Here is a 19674-nt window from a genome sequence, read left to right as displayed (position 1 = left end):
AGGCGCTATTTATTGAGAGCGAACGCTGTATAAGAAGCAGGCTAGCTTTTTACACACGCAATGATCGCGTTGCCTGAAAGCGTATCCCATGGTAAAAGCTTGTCATAGTCATGTTCGAATATATGAACCTCAAAGTAGGGCTTCAATATCTCAATCAACTCTTTAAATGAGAACGCCACCATAGGGTGTTCATCATTCCACACCTGAGTCTCACCTGCCGTAGTCTTCTCGATACTGAGCTTCAATGCCTGCTTGTCGCCTTCACCTGAATAATACCAACCTGAACGAAAGGTAAAGTCATCTTGTTCTTGGTTGGCCGTATGTCGAACAAACAAGTCATTGCTGATCTTCTTTTTGTCGACCACGTTGAAGCAGAAGACACCTTCGGTTTTCAAAGCTCGATGCACGCTTGCAATGCACTCTTTTAGCCTCTCAATGCCGTCGTTGTAATGGATTGAATACAAAAAACAGGTGATCAAGTCGAGTGGCTCAGAGACTTCAAAGTTACTCATGTTCTGAACCGAAAAATTTGCTTCAGGGCAACGAACTTGAGCTATATCAAGCATCGGCTTATTCAGGTCAAGGCCACTACTTTGATAGCCGTAATCGATAAAATGGCGAACATGTGGTCCAGTGCCACATCCAAGGTCGAGGTGTGTTTTTCCTTTATTTCCAAAAATCTGATGTAATCTACGAACGCAGTCACTCTGCGCTTGGTAGTCAATATCGACACACATTAAATCATAGTAATCGGATAGGTCGGTATAGAGTGCGTTGGCGGACATGTTTGCCTGCAGCATTTGCTGAAAAAATTGGGGTGGCGCATAGTAAACTAGAACTTAAAAATAACAAGGAAATCTTGAAGATTAATATAGACTCTCATAAATAGGTGGTAAGTGTGAACTTACGAGCTTGTCACTGATCCCAATATATCCTTTATTGGTTACCGTAAGTTCAGTGCAATAAAGGATACGAACCTATGGAAGCGAGGTATGGTGTTCACGGTTTCCTGAGGGTAGAGTTAGTAACTGTATCTAAAACGGATTAAAATTTTATTAAGGATAATTAAAGCGTTATGAAAATAGAAATTGATGATTTGTCAGGCGGAGAGGTTATTGGACTATTGGAAGAGCATTTAGCTGACATGTATGCGACGTCGCCACCAGAAAGCGTTCATGCACTCGATATTGATGCTTTGAAATCACCAGAGATTACTTTTTTCAGTGCATGGAAAGACAGTCAGTTATTGGGCTGTGTGGCTATTAAAGAGCTTGATACACAACACGCTGAACTGAAGTCAATGAGAACCTCGCAGTTTGCAAGAAAATCTGGTGTCGCAAGCAAGCTATTGCAACACGTTTTGGATACGGCAACCGCTCGCCAATATCGACGTATTAGCCTAGAAACAGGATCGGAAGACTACTTTAAGCCAGCACGTAATTTGTACGAGAAGTTTGGCTTTGGTTACTGTGAACCCTTTGCTAATTATGTGTTAGATCCGCACAGCCAGTTCATGAGTATTGAGTTACGTTAAGAGGCTAACCTTTGATGCCGACTTATTTTGCAGGTTTTACTCTTGGGCTTTCGCTTATCCTCGCGATAGGTTCTCAAAATGCGTTCGTTCTTAAACAGGGCTTAAAGAATCAGCATGTGTTTGTTATTTGTGCTGTCTGCACGATTTCAGATGCATTACTGATCAGCTTTGGTGTGATGGGCTTTGGTGCAATTGTTGATCAGTTCCCACAAATTGAGCAGTTTGCTCGTTACGGTGGGGCTATCTTTTTAGGTGTTTACTCATTTTTGAGCTTTCGCTCAGCATTTACCGAAAATCATGCTTTAGAAGCTACTGCAGAAACCAAAAACTCTTTAACCAAAGCAGTTACCATGTGTTTAGCGTTTACTTGGCTTAATCCGCATGTGTACCTGGATACTGTGGTGTTACTTGGTTCTATCTCAACACAATATCAACCAAATCAAATGTTGTTTGGCGCTGGTGCTGTATCGGCTTCTTTCGTGTTTTTCTTTTCACTTGGATATGGCGCACGCTTCTTGGCTCCAATGTTTAAGAACCCGAGAGCGTGGAAGGTGTTGGAGTTTGTGGTTGGCGTGATCATGGCGTTTATTGCAATATCTTTACTCGTATAGCCATTCGTCTTTAGGCATTTAAAGTGACTGCATTTAATAATTTCCACGAAAATGGAATTATTTTTCGTCTTTTGGTTTTTCCGTTCGTCTTAGGGGTACGAATACAAATTAATGACCTAATTCGGAGTCAACCATGATTAAACTTGTTAGCTTTAAAAACTGCCCATTCGTACAGCGTGTAATGGGGGCTTTAGTAATGAAAAACGTACCGTTTGAAATTGAGTACATAGAACTGAATAACAAACCACAGTGGTTTTTGGATATCTCACCGAACGGGCAGGTACCTGTGTTAATTACAGAAAACGACACCGTCCTTTTTGAATCTGATGCAATTGTTGAATACCTAGACGATAAATATGCGCCTATTGAAGAGGTTTCACCCGAGCAGAAAGCACTCGACCGTGCTTGGTCTTATCAAGCGAGTAAACATTACATGCCACAATGCGGCACCATGGCAAGTAAAGACAAAGAGACATTTGATACTCGCTTAGCGAATCTTCAAAAATCGTTCTTCAAAGCTGAAAATAAACTGGGCGAACTCCCATTTTTCAAAGGTGATTACATCTCTAATGTCGACATCGCTTGGTTGCCACTATTACACCGAGCATTTGTTATTAAAGAGCATTCAGGTTTCGATATGCTAGAAAGCTTCCCGAAAGTACTAAAATGGCAAGCGGCGCTGATTGAATCAGGCTTGACCGATAAAACCGTTCCTGCGGATTTTATTGAGAAGTTCAGCGGCTTCTATTTGAGCAATACCTACTTAGCCAGCTTAGCTGAAGCACACTAACCATTAGACTTGGATTACCTACTATGCCCACTTTATATTAAAGGCGTGGGCATAATTACCTATATTCCTATATTCCTATATTCCTATATTCCTATGTCGCTTAAGTGGTTCAAAAACTTATCTCATCAGAGCCTAGAAAGGCATGACCCTTCTCAATATTGGCCCTAAAAACAGTGCGTTGTAGCGTGATTCCACCTTTTACATTGTCGATATCGTGCTGAACCTCTCCATATGCATCTTTGTGTTTATAGTTTTGCGTTTTCTAACCTACACTTGATATTACGGAGTGGCCAATTTAGCTAGGGATTACAAGGTGATATCAAAGAATAACAATATTTACCTTTATGGAGCTGTGGTGGGACTATTGTTTGCCCCTGTCACGACAGCAGACCTTAATGAAAACAACGACCCTGGTCAGCCACATTCAGAACTTAGATATTATAGTGATTGGCCTGAACTAAAGAGTCGTATTGTCAAAGAGCAATACATTGAAGATCGAGTCGCGGATTTAGTACAACGGATGACACTTGGTGAAAAAGTCGGCCAGATGATCATGCCTGAGTATCGTCAAGTAACACCACAAGAAGCCAAGCAATATAAAATAGGGTCTGTTTTAAATGGCGGTGGTGGTTGGCCTAATGAAAACAAAACAGCTACAGCTCGTGATTGGGCACTTCAATCCGACCAATATTGGTTAGCGCTAGACGAAGCGTATGCAGGGCGTGGGTTCCGGATCCCTTTCATGTGGGCAACGGATGCGGTCCACGGACACAACAATGTATTTGGCGCGACACTCTTCCCCCATAATATCGGCCTTGGCGCAGCGAATAACCCTGAACTTATCCAAAGAATTGGTGAAGTCACCGCCACAGAAGTCGCCGCAACCGGAATCGACCTAACGTTTGCGCCCACTGTTGCTGTTCCTCGAGATTACCGCTGGGGACGAGTCTATGAGGGCTACTCCGAATCTTCCGCAATTACCTCTCAGTATGCCGAGGCAATTGTTGTTGGGTTGCAAGGCGATCAAAAACAACTCCGTTCAGAATCCAAAGTCATCGCAACGGTAAAGCACTGGCTTGGTGATGGCGGGACAGAAAGAGGGGTGGATCGAGGTGTAAATCGCTCAAGTGAAGAAAACTTACGTAACATTCATGCGATAGGATACTTTTCGGCGATAGAAGCAGGCGCTCAAGTTGTCATGACTTCATTTAACTCTTGGAGTGAGCCGACGTTGGGCTCGCAAAATCAAAGTGGTAAACCTACAGAAACCGAAAGCCAAGCTCTGTTAATCTCAAACGGATCCAATCAGAACCAAGCAAAATCGCACAAAGGTAAGCTTCATGGTAGCCGTTATCTGGTCACTGAAGTACTGAAAGATAAAATGGGCTTTGACGGCATTGTCGTTACCGATTGGAATGGCCACGGTGAAGTAAAAGGGTGTACTAATTCTGATTGTCCTCAAGCGGTTAATGCCGGGAATGACCTCTTCATGGTGACGGATAATCGTGATTGGAAAGGCTTCTATCGTAATGTGATAAAGCAAGTTCGTTCGGGTGTCATACCTATGTCGCGAATAGACGATGCGGTGACGCGTATTTTGCGAGTAAAGATGCGCGCTGGATTGTGGGATAAACCCCGCCCTTCATATCGTTTATATGCAGCAGACCAAACTTTGGTAGGCGCTAAGTCGCACCGAGAGGTTGCACGCCAAGCGGTGAGAGAGTCTTTAGTCTTGCTGAAAAATGATAATAATGTGTTGCCCTTAAACTCAAGTAACCAAAGCTATTTGGTGATAGGTAGCGCAGCAAATGATTTACAAAAGCAGACCGGAGGTTGGACGCTGACATGGCAAGGGAACGAAAACAAGCGTAGTGATTTTCCTCATGGTATGACTGTGCTAGAAGCCATCACTCATCAAGTGGGTGAAAAAAGGGTGTTTACAGAGGTAAATGAAGCTCCAATGGATGCGGTCGCGATTGTGGTCATTGGTGAAGACCCGTACGCAGAGATGTTTGGCGATATTAAATCACATCAAACGCTTGCTTACTCAGAGCTTAAAGCCAGTTACAAAGAAGACTTGGAATTACTGACTAATCTTAAAAGCCTAGGTTATGAGGTGGTGACGGTATTCTTTTCAGGCCGCCCACTTTACGTTAACCCTGAACTTAACCAGTCGGATGCCTTTGTTGCTGCTTGGTTGCCCGGCACTGAAGGCCAGGGTATCACGGATGTATTGTTCAATCTTAATGGAGCAGACTTCAGTGGCAAGCTCTCTTACTCATGGCCGTCGACCAAATGTATGACGAACTTCAATCGACCTGCACCTCATATTCCCAATTATCAGACTCCTATTACCGAAAGTTCCGAAAGTGTGGCTGCTCCTTTGTTTAGTTATGGTTTTGGGTTGAACTACCAAAGCCCATCAGAACAAAGGGTTGCAGGGGAGTTTCCCTTAGATGATAGAGAGCGGGGATGTGGTGTCGCAAAACAGAAAGCGACACCCGAACACAACTTAGAAATCTATAGCCGACTAGCGACCGACAAATTTGTACCCAAAATCAGCGGTCAGGTGACGAGTTGGAAAGGCACCTTTGTATCTAGATCTAAAGTGTTAGAAATTGGCAGTGCAACAACGACACCAATAAATTATAAGCACCAACAAGATGCGTTGGCAGTGTCATTAGGTGAGCAGCTTCCAATGCAGTTCTACCTGCAAACACCCGATAAAGAAGGTGTCGATCTTCGTCATTACTTAGCGGCAGACGCTACGCTTCAATTTGATATATCAGTCAGAGGTTCAGTGCCTGAGTCTCTAAGATTGGCATCTCATTGTGTTTACCCGTGTGGCGCGATGGCATCGATTAAGGAGCCTTTACAAAAGGCGTTGATCAATTCCGAAGAACAATGGACTCGAATTAAAGTCCCCCTTAAATGTTTAGCGAAAAGTGGGGTGGATTTTTCAAATATGAATACGCCATTTTTGCTCTATTCAGATGATCCATTTGAGTTTGATATTGGTGAGATACGCTTCGTTCCACGGAAATTAGATGAAGCAAAAGATAGCCTGAAGTGTGGCATATTTAAGCGGATACAATAAATCCGATTCGTTACAGTCTAACCATAACCGCTCTTACTTTGAGCGGTTTTTGTTGTTGGAACATTGATAGCAATCTACATAAGCAAGATCCATACATAGTCACAGGCGTGCTATTTAGTCCGCTTGTGATAATGCGATGAAATTAGTTGGTTTTCACAAGCTTATAAAAGGGAAATATCGCTAACCCATTTGGTAGTTGTTAGCTATTTTGGTAAATTGACGACATTACCGACTTCCAGTGAGCAGCAATGAAAATTCTTCACACGTCCGATTGGCACCTTGGCCAAAACTTCTACAACAAAAGCCGTAAGAATGAACATGAGCGGTTTTTACAATGGTTACTCGAGCAAGTCACAGAGCACAACATCGACGCGATCATTGTTGCCGGTGATATATTCGATACCAGCACACCGCCGAGTTACGCGCGTGAGATGTATAACAAGTTTGTTGTCGACTCGAATAAGATCGGCTGTCAACTGGTACTGCTAGGCGGAAACCACGATTCCGTTTCAGTTCTGAAAGAGACACAACAGCTGCTCAAATACATGGGGGCTGACGTCATCCCAAATACCAACGAAGATCATGCGACTCAGGTTGTCGAGCTTAAAGGCAAAAGTGGTGATGTAGAAGCGCTGGTGTGCGCTATTCCGTTTATTCGCCCTCGCGATGTGTTGACTAGCCAAGCCGGTGTTACTGGTGTTGAGCGTCAAAAGCAATTAGGTGACGCTATTAAACAGCACTATCAAAGTGTCTATGATGCAGCTGTTGCAAAGCGAGCGACGTTTGAAAATAACGACAACATGCCAATCATCGCTACTGGTCATTTAACAGCGATGGGGGTTCAACAATCGGATTCGGTGCGTGATATCTATGTCGGTAACCTTGATGGTTTCGCCGCTGATGGTTTCCCAGATGCCGACTATATTGCATTGGGTCATATCCACCGCCCACAAGTGGTAGCAAAACGTGAATACATTCGCTATTGCGGCTCTCCAATTCCGTTAAGTTTTGATGAGCTTAAATCTCAGAAACAAGTGTGTGTGGTCGAATTTGTTGAAGGCGAGCGCAGCATATCTCAACTGGCTGTTCCAACTTTCCAACCCCTTGCTGAAATCAAAGGTGACTTGAGTGAAATTGAGTCTCAGTTGAATCAGTACATTGGCTTGGACGGTGAACAAAGCGTGTGGTTGTCGATAGAGGTTCAGGCTCAAGATTACCTATCTGATCTACAAGAGCGTATGCGTGCATTGACTGAAGGCTTAAATGTTGAAGTATTGCAACTGCGCCGAGCAAGAGAACGCCGTAACCAAGCGCTGGAGCAAGAATCAGCAGAAACCCTGTCTGAACTTAGCCCGATGGATGTGTTTACCAAGCGTATTGCCTTAGAAGAGTTTGAAACTGAGTCTGAAAAAGCACGCTTAGAGCGAATGACGGTGAAGTTCAAGCAAGTGATGGAAGAAGTGTCTTATGGCTCTGATAGTTACTGTGCTGATAGCCAAGAAAAAATAGAAGCACCAAAAGGGACGGGTGAGTAACAAGTATGAAGATTTTAAGCCTAGAATTTGAAAACCTGAACTCTTTAAAAGGGCGTTGGAAGCTCGATTTTACCCAATCACCATTTGCGGAAAATGGTCTGTTCGCGATTACAGGCCCAACAGGGGCGGGTAAAACCACCATTCTTGATGCGATTTGTTTGGCTCTGTTCCACCGCACACCACGTTTGAAGAGCATCGCGAAAGGCAACAACGAATTAATGACGCGTGGTACAGGTGAGTGTTTCGCTGAGCTAGAATTTGAGGTGCAGGGCAGAACGTACCGCTCTAACTTCCATCAAAAGCGTGCACGCGGAAAACACGATGGTGCATTACAGACTCCAACTTGCGAGTTTGCCGATGCGGACACAGATAAAGTCTTAGAAACCATGCTGACCAAGAAAACCAAGTTGGTGGAGCAGGTAACCGGTCTCGATTTTTCACGCTTCACCAAATCCATCATGTTGTCTCAAGGTGAGTTCGCGGCGTTTCTTAATGCTAACGCTAACGACCGTGCAGAGTTATTGGAAGAGCTGACGGGAACAGAAGTTTATAGCCTGATTTCAGAGCGTATCTACGATCATTTCAAGTCGAGTGAAGAGTCGCTCAATCACCTGAAAGCGAAAGCAGACGGTGTGAGTTTACTGTCTGAAGAGCAAATCCAAGAGCTAACCGCAGAGCGTGAAGTGTTAGAAACCGAACAGAAGCGTTTAGCCGAGCAATTAAAAGCGTGGCAAGCACATCTCAGTTGGTGGAAGGACATGACCAAAGCTGAGCAAACTATTGCGACCAGTGAGCACGATCTTAAAACAGCTCAAGATGAACTAGACCGTAACCAACCCTCACTAGAGCGTTTGGCAAACAGTGAACCAGCTGAAAAGCTGCGCCCAATACACAAAGATTTAAAGCGTTGCGAACAAGAGGTGAACACTACTCAAGCTCACCTAGATAACAGCACCAAGTTACTTGCCGTTCGTGATGCAGAGAAGCAAGATGCGCAAACTAAACTGACGCAAAGCAGTGCGATTGTCGAACAGGTAAAAATCGAGCAACACGATCAAGAGAAGATCATCGAACTGGTGCGTCCGCTAGACAATCAAATTACCGTACTCAAAGATAAGCAAACTGCGGCCGTTAATGCAGCGAATACGCTAAACGAGCAAGACACGCAGCAGCGCAATCAACAGATTGTTTTAGTCCAAAAAATAGACGCACTGAAGCAACAAGATCAACTCAGCACTGAGTACCTAAATACACATCAAGCTGACCAACATCTGGAAAAACACCTAGGTCAATGGCAAGCAAAGGTCGAGCAAGTTCGTACTCTAGAGCGTCAGCATTCAGAGCAGTTGAACTCAGCGAAGCAAGCTTTGTCTGCGGTTGATGCACAGCAATCAATTATCAAGTCAGCTCAAGAAGCTAAAGCATCGCAAGACCAAGCATTAGCTGAATTGGTCGTGTTAGAGGGTAATGCTAAGCAACAGTGGGAAGCATTGCAAGGCAACACCAGTGAACAAGTGTTGAATACGCAAAAAGATCTGTTGGAGTTTTGGAATCGCAATACGCACTCATTACTTGAGATCAATCGTGGTTTCCTAAATGCCCAGCAACAGCTGCACGTTAAAACTCAGGCACATCAAACTAACACTCAGCTGGTCGACAAGCTTTCGAAAGAACGTGAAGTGCTGGTGGAGCGATATAAAGAGAGAGAGACTTCGCTTGAGCGATTAACGCGATTGATTGATCAAGAAGGCGAATTGGCAAAATACCGTGCAATTCTAGAATCAGGCTCTGAGTGCCCACTGTGTGGTTCAACAGATCATTCGATTGAGCAGTCGAAAGACATTGCGAATTTGGTCGCCCAAAAAGATCGGGAAAACCTAGAGTTATCGACCATCAAGAAAGAAGGTCAAGAGCATCGTCAGCAGTTAGATTCTCTTGCGCCTATGATTGCGGCACTTAACGATGACATTCAACGTGCGCAAGCGGATATTCAGCAAGCTCAAATGAATTGGCAAGGTGTAATTGGTAAGCTTAAACAGAGCTTATCGGATTTCGTTGGCACGGCTCCAGAGCTAGCAATGCTAACGGTAAACGATTTAGGGAATGGAGCTACAGTCGCGACTTTTGCTCAGCATTGTGAACTTCAACTAAGTCAGAGCTCACAGCAACTCAAAGCTTTGGCTGATGCGAAAGCACACTATGCCGAAGCTGAGAAACAACGCTTGTCAGTAAGTGTTATGGCTGACAAGGCGCAGTCTAATCTCGAGTTGGCCGAGCAACGCTTAGCGGATCTGAGTAAGCAAAACCACAGTACAAACGAGCAAGTGACTCAGATTGCTCAAGCGAAAGAGCAGCAATGGAACGCTCTGAAAGAGAGCATTGTTCAAACTTCTATCGAAGCGCCTGAGCTTGAACATATCGATGGTTGGTTTACTGCGAAATCACAGGCATCAAGCATGTGGGAGCAAACTAAACAACAACAGGCCGATATTGAGAAGCAGCTGATCACTCAAAATGCCGAATTGAAAACCTTAGATGACAAGCTAAGTAGCGCAGAGAAAGAGCTCGCAACACTGACGCGAGAGAGTGAGTCTTTAGTGCTAGAGCTAACTCGTGTAACGGCTGAAAGAACAAAATTGTTTGATGACAAAGACATTCAAGCCACCAGCAATGCGATGAAGCAAAAAGTTACTGAAGCGGTAAACGTATTTGATGCCGCGCAGTTGGTGCTTAACCGCTGTGAACTCGAGTATCGAACTGAGCAAACCAAACACACCAGCTTTTCTGGAGAGTTGTTCAGCAAGCAGTCAAGTCATACACAAGCGTCGAATGCTTGGTTACAAGCACTGAAAACTAGTCCTTTCGAAGTTGAGTCTGATTTTGAAGCGGCGTTGTTGGATGAAGAAGTTAGAACTCAACTTCAAAGCCTGAAGAAGTCTTTGGACGAGGCGATTGTCAGTGCGCAAGCTAGGTTGAACACGGCTAAAGCCACACAAGCTGATCTGCAAAGTCACACCAACGCTAAATTATGGCAAGAGCAAGACCAACAGCAAGTTGAAGAAGAGACAACCAAATGCCAAAACACACAACAAAGCCATGCGACAAAGATCGGTGCGATTTCTGCCAATCTTGAAACGGATAGCCAGAACCGAAGTAATCAGCAAGATCTGTTTAAGCAAATTGATGAGCAACAAGTCGAGTTTGATGATATCTCACGTCTGAACTCGCTTATTGGTTCTAAGAACGGCGACAAATTCCGTAAGTTCGCTCAAGGTCTAACATTGGAAAACTTGGTGTACTTGGCCAACAAACAGCTACAGCGTTTGCATGGTCGTTATGAGTTAAAACGCAAAGCCGATGACGGCTTAGAACTGCAAGTGCTCGACACATGGCAGGGCGATGTGATGCGTGATACCAAGACGTTATCAGGTGGCGAAAGTTTCTTGGTGAGCTTGGCGTTGGCATTGGCGCTTTCTGATCTTGTTAGCTACAAAACCAGTATTGATTCTCTGTTCTTGGATGAGGGGTTCGGTACGCTGGATAGCGACACATTAGACATTGCTCTAAACGCACTCGATAACTTGAATGCATCAGGCAAGATGATTGGTGTCATTAGCCATGTCGAAGCACTGAAAGAGCGCGTACCGGTTCAGCTTAAAGTGACAAAACACTCTGGCTTAGGTGTGAGTGAGATGGAGAAGCAGTACAAGGTTGTTGCTTAACTGGATTAAGCGGACTTAGTCGAATTTAAGCCGAGTAAGTTCAGATAAAGCTGAATCCGTTTGGATAAAGCAGATCCCCGACTCAGTCGTTCCTCCTTCTCGAGGATGACGGAGTCGGGAGTTGTCATCAATCACTCCGCCGCCACTCCCTAGAGTCAGGGGCGATTAGAATACGTCGTCATTCTCTGAAGCGACGAACGAGCGTAATAGGGAATCTCTCCTCAACGAATAGGTTAATTGATTCATCGACAAGGAAGCGGTCATGAACAAGAAACCACACCTACCCACCAAGACATGTCCCGTTTGCCTCAAACCATTCTCATGGCGTAAAAAATGGCAACGTTGTTGGGAAGAGGTTATTTATTGCTCTGAAACGTTGTCGCCGCGATAAGACAAAACCCACATAATCTCCCTTCATTTAAGAATCTATTGAGAATAACCACTCATTTAACGAGTTAATATTTTATCTGTCAGGTAACTCATGTATAAAGACGACATGAAGATACCTAAAAGAATACAGCCCTTAGTTGACGATGGTTTAGTCGACGAGGTGAAAAGCCAACTAATGAGTGGCAAAGAAGCGTCAGTGTACATAGTACGCTGTGGTGATACGATCCGTTGTGCCAAGGTGTACAAGGAAATAAGCCAACGTAGCTTTAAAAAAGCGACGGCATATCGAGAAGGGCGAAAAGTCCGCAATAGTCGCCGCGCTAGAGCGATGGAAAAAGGCTCTGGTTTCGGTCGCGAGCAACAAGAAAAAGTATGGCAAAGCGCAGAAGTGGATGCCTTGTATAAGCTAGCAGAAGCAGGCGTTCGCGTGCCTGTCCCTTATGGCTGCTTTGACGGCGTACTGCTGATGGAGTTGGTCACTGATGACGAAGGTTATGTTGCGCCAAGATTGAATGATGTGGTGATGCCGCCTGAACAAGCGATTGAAGATCATGCGGTGATGATGACCTATGTCGTTAAGATGCTTTGCGTTGGTTTAATTCATGGCGACTTGTCTGAATTCAACGTATTGGTTGATGAATACGGCCCTGTGATTATCGATTTACCGCAAGCGGTCGATGCTTCTGCGAACAACAATGCTGAATGGATGCTGACTCGTGATGTTAATAACATCCGTGACTATTATGCGCAGTTTGCCCCTGAACTGGCGACCACTGAGTACGCTAAAGAAATGTGGGCACTGTTTGAGAAGGGCGATTTGAAGCCGGATAGCAAACTAACGGGTGAGTTTACCGAAAGTGACGCATTGGCAGATATTGATGCCATCATGCAAGAAATTGACGCAGCCCGCGCTGAAGAGCAAAGCCGACGCGAGCGTGTTAAGGAAGAAAAAGAAGGTGTCGACGAGAGTAAGTTCAACTGGGCTGAATAGCGGTAATAGAAAATGTAATGATCAGTTTTGATCCTTAGTTGAATCCTCAGAGAGTCCTTTGTTGAAACGACATCTTTAGTTTCAACCAACAGCTTCGCGCAAACTAATAAACCCAACAGAGTTACAGCTTTGTTGGGTTTTATTTTATCTTATTTATTATAAAGTTAACGGTTCAGCATCATATAAGTACTGCCCGCTTTGTTCTTGTTTGTCAGTTCATCAACGAGTTGTGGTGCTTTGTGTAGTAACACATTATCGTCAACTATTAAGTTGTTGTTGAAACCACAAAGACTAGTTCTTTTATTGATTATATCGTTATTTGTAAATTATTAGACGCTTATGAGTTGATAAGCTGACAAGATCACAAATGAACTCAGCAAATGGGTAATGGTTGAATTTGGGTAAAGAAGAAGACTGAGAAGGGTATGTAAGCCAACCAATAATACCGATAGAGGTTGGCAATGCAGGAAGTTTTAAAGTTCGAACTGCAGTATCTAATCCATTGGAACGATTAGAATATCGACTGGAGATGTGTCGATGATCTGTTTCGAATGGGAAATGATTTTATGCCAAAAATCATGGTGATGACCACATAGCAGTAGGTCAACGCCATTTACCTCGATGGTATTTTTGAGCTTATCATTCAAATCTCCCGTTCCTACGAATATGTGCTTGATTGGGTGTTTAGCGTAGGCCTCAAACTCTTTCAAATGTTTAACGGAATCTTCATTGATGGGTAGATCGCCTTCATTCCCCTGAATATCAACGAGTTCAGGGTAAATCTCTCCATGCGTGCCGTCGATATAAACAAACGAAATGCCAGCCTCTAGTTTGTTTGCGAAGAAGGTCGCTCGATCAATCAGAATCTTACTGTCGTCGGACATTTCAACAGCGACCAGAATATGTCGGTATTCCATAATTAAAGCCTCGTGTTATCAGTTATATACAAGCATAGTTTTTGTTAGCACAAATGATATCGAAGAGATCTCATATTGCATAAAATCATCATTCAATGATCTTCTAAGCACTATCGTATTTATATCGCTTTGATTGATAAGAAATTTACAAAAGGTTGTTATAGTGGTTGAAGCGCTAGCTTATTCTGTTAGATAGGCTTTATGGTTTAATGCGCCAATAACGAAGAGGCATCAATGACAGCACTACTCACCATTCCCACTAGGACGTTAGGTTTCGACTACGATATTGAGATCAGTGATTGGTCGCAAAAGCTCGTGGGCTTTCATGTGTTTGAAGATGGTAGACGCCCGCTCGATGGTGGCATTGGGCTGAGCCTAAACCTTGTTGAGCAGTTTGATAAGAATGGTCGTTGGTTGGATTCGTTACCTGCTCGTTATCGTGAGATCACCGACGATTTTCCTGAGTATCAATATCAAATGCTATGGTTGGCTGCGAACACTTATGAAGCGGCACAATTGCTTGAGTTAAGGCCGGTTATCTTGGCGCTAATCTGCATGAAATACAGTGTTGATAACAAGAAAGCATTGGAACTGAGTCGCCTCGGGCAAAAGAAGATTTTAGCTAAACTTGGCTTAGACAGTAGTAAAGCGACCCTTAAATTTATCGATAAGCTTGAACTGAATTACAACGTCGGCGATGAGCTCGACCATATTGTTCGCATTCTCGAACCGTTGCAAAGGCGAGTTCTTAAATTTAAGCACTACTCAAAAGTTGGATACACAGCTCTGCGCTTGGACCAAGTTCACCCATTTCTAACCGGGAGCCGATTAGGGATTGCAATGGTGGAAGAGGGCAGACTTAATGCACCGTCGAAAATGGCGATGTTCCAAGATGCGATATTGCTAGGCCAAGATTTAGAGATGGATGACCCACTGCGTGCTATTACCAGTCAGAACTCATTCGCGATGTTTGAACAACTGCATGATAGATGGACAGAACAGCGTCAGTTACGCCGTCTAGAAGGAAATCGGCCTGTGGACATGGACATCCCTTATCCAGTTCCTTTACTCGGTAATGACAACATTCATCCGCTTACTGATTACTACGACCTTGAACAAGAGGGCGTGGAACAAAAACATTGTATTGGCGTCTATCACAATCGAATCATGAGCGACCGCTATGTGGTGTTTCGAATGCTCAAGCCTCAGCGCTTAACCATAGGCCTACGTCGTGTTCCAAGCAAAGCCTTTCCGTTTGAAATAGACCAAATCTGCGGCAAAAGAAATGCACCGCCATCGGAATCCGCTCGCCAAGTCATTCACGATTGGCTAGAACTGAGTATGCAAAAGTATCCTAAGTAATAGCTGTGAAGTAGAAGGAATTGCAGGATGTATCAACAAGGCGATTTATGCCCGCATTGTGGTTTGATTATTGTCATGCCAACAGATTTACAAGCAGAGTGCTTGGGCTGTGGCGAAGAAATCAATCAAGACCCAGCAGACAGTTACCAAGAAGAAGAGTAGTTTTATCTACACTGATATAAACCAAGGCTAGGATGGTCAAATTACTCCCTTTCAAAGGACGTAAACATGCAGAAAGTAATCTTTAGAAATTGCGATGAAAGTTCACCTTGTTGGAGTGAATTAGAAGGCTTATTTCAAAGCCAATGGTCTGATTTCAAGTTTAAAGATACGTATAGAGGCAGCGTACAACTTCCCCCTGTAATAGCAGTACTTCGCGAGAATGTGGTCATTGGTGGCTTGGCATATTCCCATTTTCAGGAACCTCATCAAGTGCGGGATGTGGTGTGGATCAACGCAGTGTTTGTTGAACCTCAATGGCGCGGCCAAGGTATTGCGAGTGAATTGATTAAACGAGCTGTTGAACAAATGCCAGGCTATTATCAACCCCAACCCTCGAAAGATTCAACGTCTAAGTTGTACGCTTACACCAATATAGCGCCTTTGTACCTTTCTCTTGGTTGGTCAATCGTCGAGATTGAAACCGAACCTAATCATTACGTCATGAGCGTTTCGTTTTAGGCTGAATATTCGGAAACAGCCTAACAGTCACGAAACTCTCTGCCTTCCTCAGCTATCGATCTATAAGCACCTTTTCATAAGTGCTTAAACTTCGTTGCGACAAGATCTTGAATCAATTTCAGAACTCATTCTCTAAGTTATGCTCCTAACTCTCTAAAATATAGGGATAAACTAGTACGATATTCAGTTTAATCTAAATGAAAATTATTTGCGTTAGCGTTTTTGCAAGTGTATAAAAGCGAGTCTGTTAATAATTTTATGAATATGTTCGTATTTTATTAATTCTTTAGTGAATGATGTGTTTTAAGGTTGAAGATATGCTCGAAGCAAAGGGACTCGGTTTTAGCGTAGGGGATAAGCAATTGCTCAAGACATTTGATGTGTCGTTTGAACAAGGAAAAATCTACGCTTTAGTTGGGCATAACGGCTCGGGAAAATCGACCTTATTAAAGTTGTTAGCGAAACAACAGCGTGCAACGTCAGGTGATATCTTTCTAAAAGATAAAGCAGTCTCTAAATGGTCTGAGAAAGATTTCGCGCAGCAGATTGCTTACTTACCTCAACATTTACCTACAACCGACAGTTTATCTGGTAAAGACCTCGTGAGTTTTGGCCGTTACCCTTGGCATGGCTTATTGGGGCGACTTTCAAGTAAAGATAAGCAGTATGTTGAGGAGGCGATGCAACTGACCGGCACTGCGCAATACGCTGATCGTTTGGTGGATACTTTATCGGGTGGTGAACGCCAGCGTGTGTGGCTTGCGATGTTGTTAGCTCAACGCACCAAATACCTTTTGCTTGATGAGCCTCTAGCCGCGCTCGATATCGGTCATCAGATTGAAATGCTGACATTGATTAAGCGATTGAGCGAAACATTGGATATTGGCGTGATCATTGTCATTCACGACATCAACATGGCAGCGCGCTTCTGCGATCATATCGTCGCTCTTCATAGCGGCGAATTACTGGTCGAGGGGGAGGTTGATGAAGTGTTCAAAGAGCCGATATTGAAAGATATCTATGGTGTGCCTATGCACATTACTCAACATTCTGCGGGTTACCCAGTCGCGATGCCTGGTGATTTGGAGCAAGCATGATGCTTAAACATTTTTTCCAATCAATATTATATCGCTCACACGTCACTCGTACTCTTATCTCAAGTGTAGTTATTTCGAGCTTACTGGCATTTTCTCCACTTTCGTCAGCCAGTCAAGATACGTCTGAGTTGAATGATGGCGATAGACCTAGATTGGTTTCCATCGATTGGACCCACACTGAAACGCTTTTGGCGTTGGGCGTTACTCCTATTGCTGTCGCGCAAATACCCGATTACAACTCGTGGGTAAAGTCTCCTCAAATCCCCCTAACTGTTGCGGATGTTGGCTTACGAACACAGCCAAACCTTGAGCGTATTCATGAACTCAAACCCGACAAGATATTACTTTCTCCAATGTTTTCAACGTTGGAGACTCAACTTAGCAAAATTGCTCCTGTCACGACCATTGGTTTGTACCGAAGTGGTGATGTTGACTGGTCGGAGTTAGAAACGGTTACTCGAAAGCTAGCAGCAGTCGCTGAAAAACAACCTCAAGCGGAAGTTTTGATTCAGAAAGCGAACACTGAAATGGATCGTTTAGGATCTCAGCTACCCAACAGTGCTCCTGCAATGTTGATGGTGCAATTCATGGACACTAATCACGTTCGCGTCTTTGGGAATAACAGCCTATACAAAGCTTCAGTAAACAAGATTGGCCTTGAATCAGCATGGAAAGAGCAAACCAACGCTTGGGGTTACAGTTTGGTTGGTGTCGATAAGCTTATTGGCGTTAAAGGTCAAATCGTGATTATTTCGCCAATGCCAGCAGGGACCGAAGAGAGCCTTAAAGCAAATCAGTTTTGGCAATACATTGTGAAAGAGTCGGGCCATCCCGCGTTACAAGTACCAGCCGTTTGGAGCTTTGGTGCGATACCTTCAGCAACACGGTTTGCGCGCTTCATCGTCTCTGAATTGAACCAAGGAGACGTGCAATGAGAGTTCTCTCGTTTGGTGTTTTGACTCTTTTAATGGTTTCTACATTTGTTCTTATTGGCCAACACTTATCTGTATCTCAGTTCGGATTGAGCCGACTTTCTAGCTTGTGGACCGCTGATTTCACTTCTCCTGACTCAGTGAAACTGCATTTGGCTTGGTGGCCGAGGTTATTCACTACATTGCTATCTGGCGCAGCGTTGGCAGTGGCGGGTGTCTTGATGCAACAAGTGCTCAGAAACCCATTGGCTTCACCGTCTACGTTAGGTGTCGCGAGCGGTTCTAGCTTTGTACTTATGTTAGCGACGCTTTATGCCCCTTGGCTTTTAGAGTGGTCTTATTCGCTGGTGGCGCTTGTTGGTGGCGTAACTACGATTGGTTTGGTGTTTGCGCTGTCATGGCGACGTGCTTTGTCTCCAACCGTTGTGATTGTGTCTGGCTTGGTCGTGAACCTCTATTTTGGCGCTGTAAGTACTGTCTTGTTAATGATGAGCCAAGACAAATTGAATGGCTTAATGATTTGGGGCGCAGGTTCATTGGTTCAAACCGGATGGGAAGATGTTCAGTACTTGGCTCCACGCTTAGCGATTGCGACTCTCATGGCGTTGCTGTTTGTAAAACCACTGAGTTTGCTCCAGTTATCAGAGCAGGGCGCTAAGAGCTTAGGTGTTTCGCTACCAAAATTGAGAGTTGGTTGTTTAGGGCTAGCAGTATTGTTGACGGCTTGGGTCGTGAGTGCTGTGGGTGTTATCGGTTTCGTTGGTTTAGCTGCCCCTGCGTTAGCACGCTTGATGGGGGTGCATCGTTTAGCGCCTAAGCTGTTGGTTTCTATGGTGTTGGGTGGTTTGTTATTGAGCCTTACCGATCTACTTATCCAACAGCTACCGGGCATTATGTCTATGTTTATACCGACAGGTGCCGCAACGGCTGCGTTAGGAGCTCCACTGTTGTTGTGGATGCTGCCCAAGTTATCGATGAAAAGCCAATCACAAACGCAAACTGTATTAACGCGTCATAAGGAAGTAGCTTCCCGCTTAAACAAGCATTCAGTGGTATTAGCCAGCTTGTTTATTGTTCTGTCACTCGTCGTATTCAGCTTATTTTCGGTACAAACAGAAGGTTGGCGTTGGTTATTTCAAACTCAAGACTGGGCAATGCTCGAATGGCGTTTACCTAGGTTAGCCGCAGCGGCATTGGCTGGTGGAATGTTGGCGGTAGCGGGCACGATCGTACAGCGTTTGAGTGGTAACCCAATGGCTAGCCCGGAAGTGATTGGTATCAGTTCTGGGACAGCATTAGGTTTGATCATCGCGATTTTTGCGGGGCTTGGCAGCAGCGTTGTTGGACTCTATATCGGTGGTTTTATTGGCGCAGCATGTACTTTAGGCATCATCGTACTACTCAATCAAAAATCAGGCTTTCAACCAGAAAGGGTGTTACTGACAGGGGTTGCGATTACGGCCTTGATGAACGCGGTCCAGAGTTTTGTATTGGCGGGTGGCGACCCAAGAAGTTACCAAGTTTTGGCTTGGTTGGCAGGTTCTACCTATTACGTGACTGAAGCGACATTATTGCCGCTGCTGTTATCTTCAATTGTATTTATCTCCTTGGGTTTTCTTTGTGCACGATGGTTGGATGTTTTGCCTTTAGGGCAGGCGAGTGCGCAATCTCTTGGCATTAACGTACCAAGATCTCGAATTCTATTGTTGCTTTTGGTGGCATGTTTAACCGTGAGCGCAACTCTGGTGGTTGGCCCGTTAAGCTTTATCGGTCTGATGGCTCCTCACATGGCGAGACTATTTGGTTATAGCCGTGCGAAAGAGCACCTGATCTGTTCTACGTTAATTGGTATGGCGTTGATGCTGTTCTCGGATTGGCTTGGTAGACAATGGCTCTACCCGCAAGAGATTCCTGCAGGCTTGGTGGCTTCGATTATCGGTGGCATGTACCTGATGTGGGGTTTGAGAAGGCTATAGCTTAGTCAATTGACAGCTGAGTAAATTCTACTTCATTAG

The 19674-nt window shown here is 44.4% G+C and carries 15 protein-coding genes and 1 pseudogene; 14 read left to right on the top strand and 2 right to left on the bottom strand.

Annotation, left to right across the window (positions count from 1 at the left end; all coding sequences use genetic code 11):
* Positions 1-41: 41 nt before the first annotated feature.
* Positions 42-785 (bottom strand): class I SAM-dependent methyltransferase, encoded by a 744-nt coding sequence (locus tag Q5H80_RS07490; RefSeq protein ID WP_304564012.1) that lies wholly within the window; start codon positions 783-785, stop codon positions 42-44.
* 290 nt (positions 786-1075) lie between these two features.
* Between Q5H80_RS07490 and Q5H80_RS07485 the strand changes: the two genes are divergently transcribed.
* The 8 genes and pseudogenes from Q5H80_RS07485 (at position 1076) to Q5H80_RS07450 (ending at position 12670) form a co-directional block, all read left to right on the top strand.
* A complete protein-coding gene (locus Q5H80_RS07485; RefSeq protein ID WP_304564011.1) occupies positions 1076-1534 on the top strand; it encodes a GNAT family N-acetyltransferase in 459 nt (152 codons plus the stop codon).
* Between the two features lie 14 nt (positions 1535-1548).
* Entirely contained in the window at positions 1549-2145 is a 597-nt protein-coding gene (locus Q5H80_RS07480) for a LysE/ArgO family amino acid transporter (protein WP_304564010.1), read from the top strand.
* A gap of 133 nt (positions 2146-2278) precedes the next feature.
* Entirely contained in the window at positions 2279-2935 is a 657-nt protein-coding gene (locus tag Q5H80_RS07475) for a glutathione S-transferase family protein (RefSeq protein ID WP_304564009.1), read from the top strand.
* 355 nt (positions 2936-3290) lie between these two features.
* Complete coding sequence (locus Q5H80_RS07470; RefSeq protein ID WP_369809691.1) at positions 3291-6032, top strand: glycoside hydrolase family 3 N-terminal domain-containing protein; 2742 nt, start codon at positions 3291-3293, stop codon at positions 6030-6032.
* A gap of 248 nt (positions 6033-6280) precedes the next feature.
* Entirely contained in the window at positions 6281-7567 is a 1287-nt protein-coding gene (sbcD, locus tag Q5H80_RS07465; protein ID WP_304564008.1) for an exonuclease subunit SbcD, read from the top strand.
* Positions 7568-7572: 5 nt separating this feature from the next.
* The gene (locus tag Q5H80_RS07460) at positions 7573-11289 is read left to right on the top strand and encodes an AAA family ATPase (protein ID WP_304564006.1); all 3717 of its coding nucleotides are present in this window, start codon (positions 7573-7575) and stop codon (positions 11287-11289) included.
* Positions 11290-11551: 262 nt separating this feature from the next.
* Positions 11552-11696: pseudogene (locus tag Q5H80_RS07455) on the top strand (DUF2256 domain-containing protein).
* Between the two features lie 89 nt (positions 11697-11785).
* On the top strand, positions 11786-12670 hold the full coding sequence (locus tag Q5H80_RS07450; RefSeq protein WP_280136710.1) for a PA4780 family RIO1-like protein kinase: 885 nt from the start codon (positions 11786-11788) through the stop codon (positions 12668-12670).
* A gap of 494 nt (positions 12671-13164) precedes the next feature.
* On the opposite strand, the gene Q5H80_RS07445 is transcribed toward Q5H80_RS07450, so the two are convergent.
* A complete protein-coding gene (locus tag Q5H80_RS07445) occupies positions 13165-13587 on the bottom strand; it encodes a universal stress protein (RefSeq protein ID WP_304564005.1) in 423 nt (140 codons plus the stop codon).
* Positions 13588-13821: 234 nt separating this feature from the next.
* On the opposite strand from Q5H80_RS07445, the gene Q5H80_RS07440 reads away from it, so the two are divergent.
* The 6 genes from Q5H80_RS07440 (at position 13822) to fhuB (ending at position 19635) form a co-directional block, all read left to right on the top strand.
* Positions 13822-14949 (top strand): PcfJ domain-containing protein, encoded by a 1128-nt coding sequence (locus Q5H80_RS07440; RefSeq protein WP_304564004.1) that lies wholly within the window; start codon positions 13822-13824, stop codon positions 14947-14949.
* 27 nt (positions 14950-14976) lie between these two features.
* Positions 14977-15111, top strand: a complete 135-nt coding sequence (locus tag Q5H80_RS07435; protein WP_304564002.1) for a hypothetical protein — start codon at positions 14977-14979, stop codon at positions 15109-15111.
* 66 nt (positions 15112-15177) lie between these two features.
* Complete coding sequence (locus Q5H80_RS07430; protein WP_304564001.1) at positions 15178-15630, top strand: GNAT family N-acetyltransferase; 453 nt, start codon at positions 15178-15180, stop codon at positions 15628-15630.
* Positions 15631-15947: 317 nt separating this feature from the next.
* Positions 15948-16727 (top strand): ABC transporter ATP-binding protein, encoded by a 780-nt coding sequence (locus Q5H80_RS07425; protein WP_304564000.1) that lies wholly within the window; start codon positions 15948-15950, stop codon positions 16725-16727.
* Positions 16724-17662: an ABC transporter substrate-binding protein gene (locus Q5H80_RS07420; protein ID WP_304563999.1), complete on the top strand. Its 939-nt coding sequence runs from the start codon at positions 16724-16726 to the stop codon at positions 17660-17662. The genes Q5H80_RS07425 and Q5H80_RS07420 overlap by 4 nt, the downstream gene beginning before the upstream one ends.
* Complete coding sequence (gene fhuB / locus Q5H80_RS07415; RefSeq protein ID WP_304563998.1) at positions 17659-19635, top strand: Fe(3+)-hydroxamate ABC transporter permease FhuB; 1977 nt, start codon at positions 17659-17661, stop codon at positions 19633-19635. The genes Q5H80_RS07420 and fhuB overlap by 4 nt, the downstream gene beginning before the upstream one ends.
* Positions 19636-19674: the final 39 nt, after the last annotated feature.

This window comes from Vibrio sp. SNU_ST1 (assembly GCF_030563405.1).
In the GTDB taxonomy this organism is placed as follows: Bacteria; Pseudomonadota; Gammaproteobacteria; order Enterobacterales; family Vibrionaceae; genus Vibrio.
This window is presented reverse-complemented; position numbering and strand designations above follow the sequence as displayed.

Coding starts and splice junctions, on each gene's coding strand:
- Q5H80_RS07490 (WP_304564012.1), bottom strand. CDS start 785: ATGTCCGCCAACGCACTCTATACCGACCTATCCGATTACTATGATTTA.
- Q5H80_RS07485 (WP_304564011.1), top strand. CDS start 1,076: ATGAAAATAGAAATTGATGATTTGTCAGGCGGAGAGGTTATTGGACTA.
- Q5H80_RS07480 (WP_304564010.1), top strand. CDS start 1,549: ATGCCGACTTATTTTGCAGGTTTTACTCTTGGGCTTTCGCTTATCCTC.
- Q5H80_RS07475 (WP_304564009.1), top strand. CDS start 2,279: ATGATTAAACTTGTTAGCTTTAAAAACTGCCCATTCGTACAGCGTGTA.
- sbcD (WP_304564008.1), top strand. CDS start 6,281: ATGAAAATTCTTCACACGTCCGATTGGCACCTTGGCCAAAACTTCTAC.
- Q5H80_RS07460 (WP_304564006.1), top strand. CDS start 7,573: ATGAAGATTTTAAGCCTAGAATTTGAAAACCTGAACTCTTTAAAAGGG.
- Q5H80_RS07450 (WP_280136710.1), top strand. CDS start 11,786: ATGAAGATACCTAAAAGAATACAGCCCTTAGTTGACGATGGTTTAGTC.
- Q5H80_RS07445 (WP_304564005.1), bottom strand. CDS start 13,587: ATGGAATACCGACATATTCTGGTCGCTGTTGAAATGTCCGACGACAGT.
- Q5H80_RS07440 (WP_304564004.1), top strand. CDS start 13,822: ATGACAGCACTACTCACCATTCCCACTAGGACGTTAGGTTTCGACTAC.
- Q5H80_RS07435 (WP_304564002.1), top strand. CDS start 14,977: ATGTATCAACAAGGCGATTTATGCCCGCATTGTGGTTTGATTATTGTC.
- Q5H80_RS07430 (WP_304564001.1), top strand. CDS start 15,178: ATGCAGAAAGTAATCTTTAGAAATTGCGATGAAAGTTCACCTTGTTGG.
- Q5H80_RS07425 (WP_304564000.1), top strand. CDS start 15,948: ATGCTCGAAGCAAAGGGACTCGGTTTTAGCGTAGGGGATAAGCAATTG.
- Q5H80_RS07420 (WP_304563999.1), top strand. CDS start 16,724: ATGATGCTTAAACATTTTTTCCAATCAATATTATATCGCTCACACGTC.
- fhuB (WP_304563998.1), top strand. CDS start 17,659: ATGAGAGTTCTCTCGTTTGGTGTTTTGACTCTTTTAATGGTTTCTACA.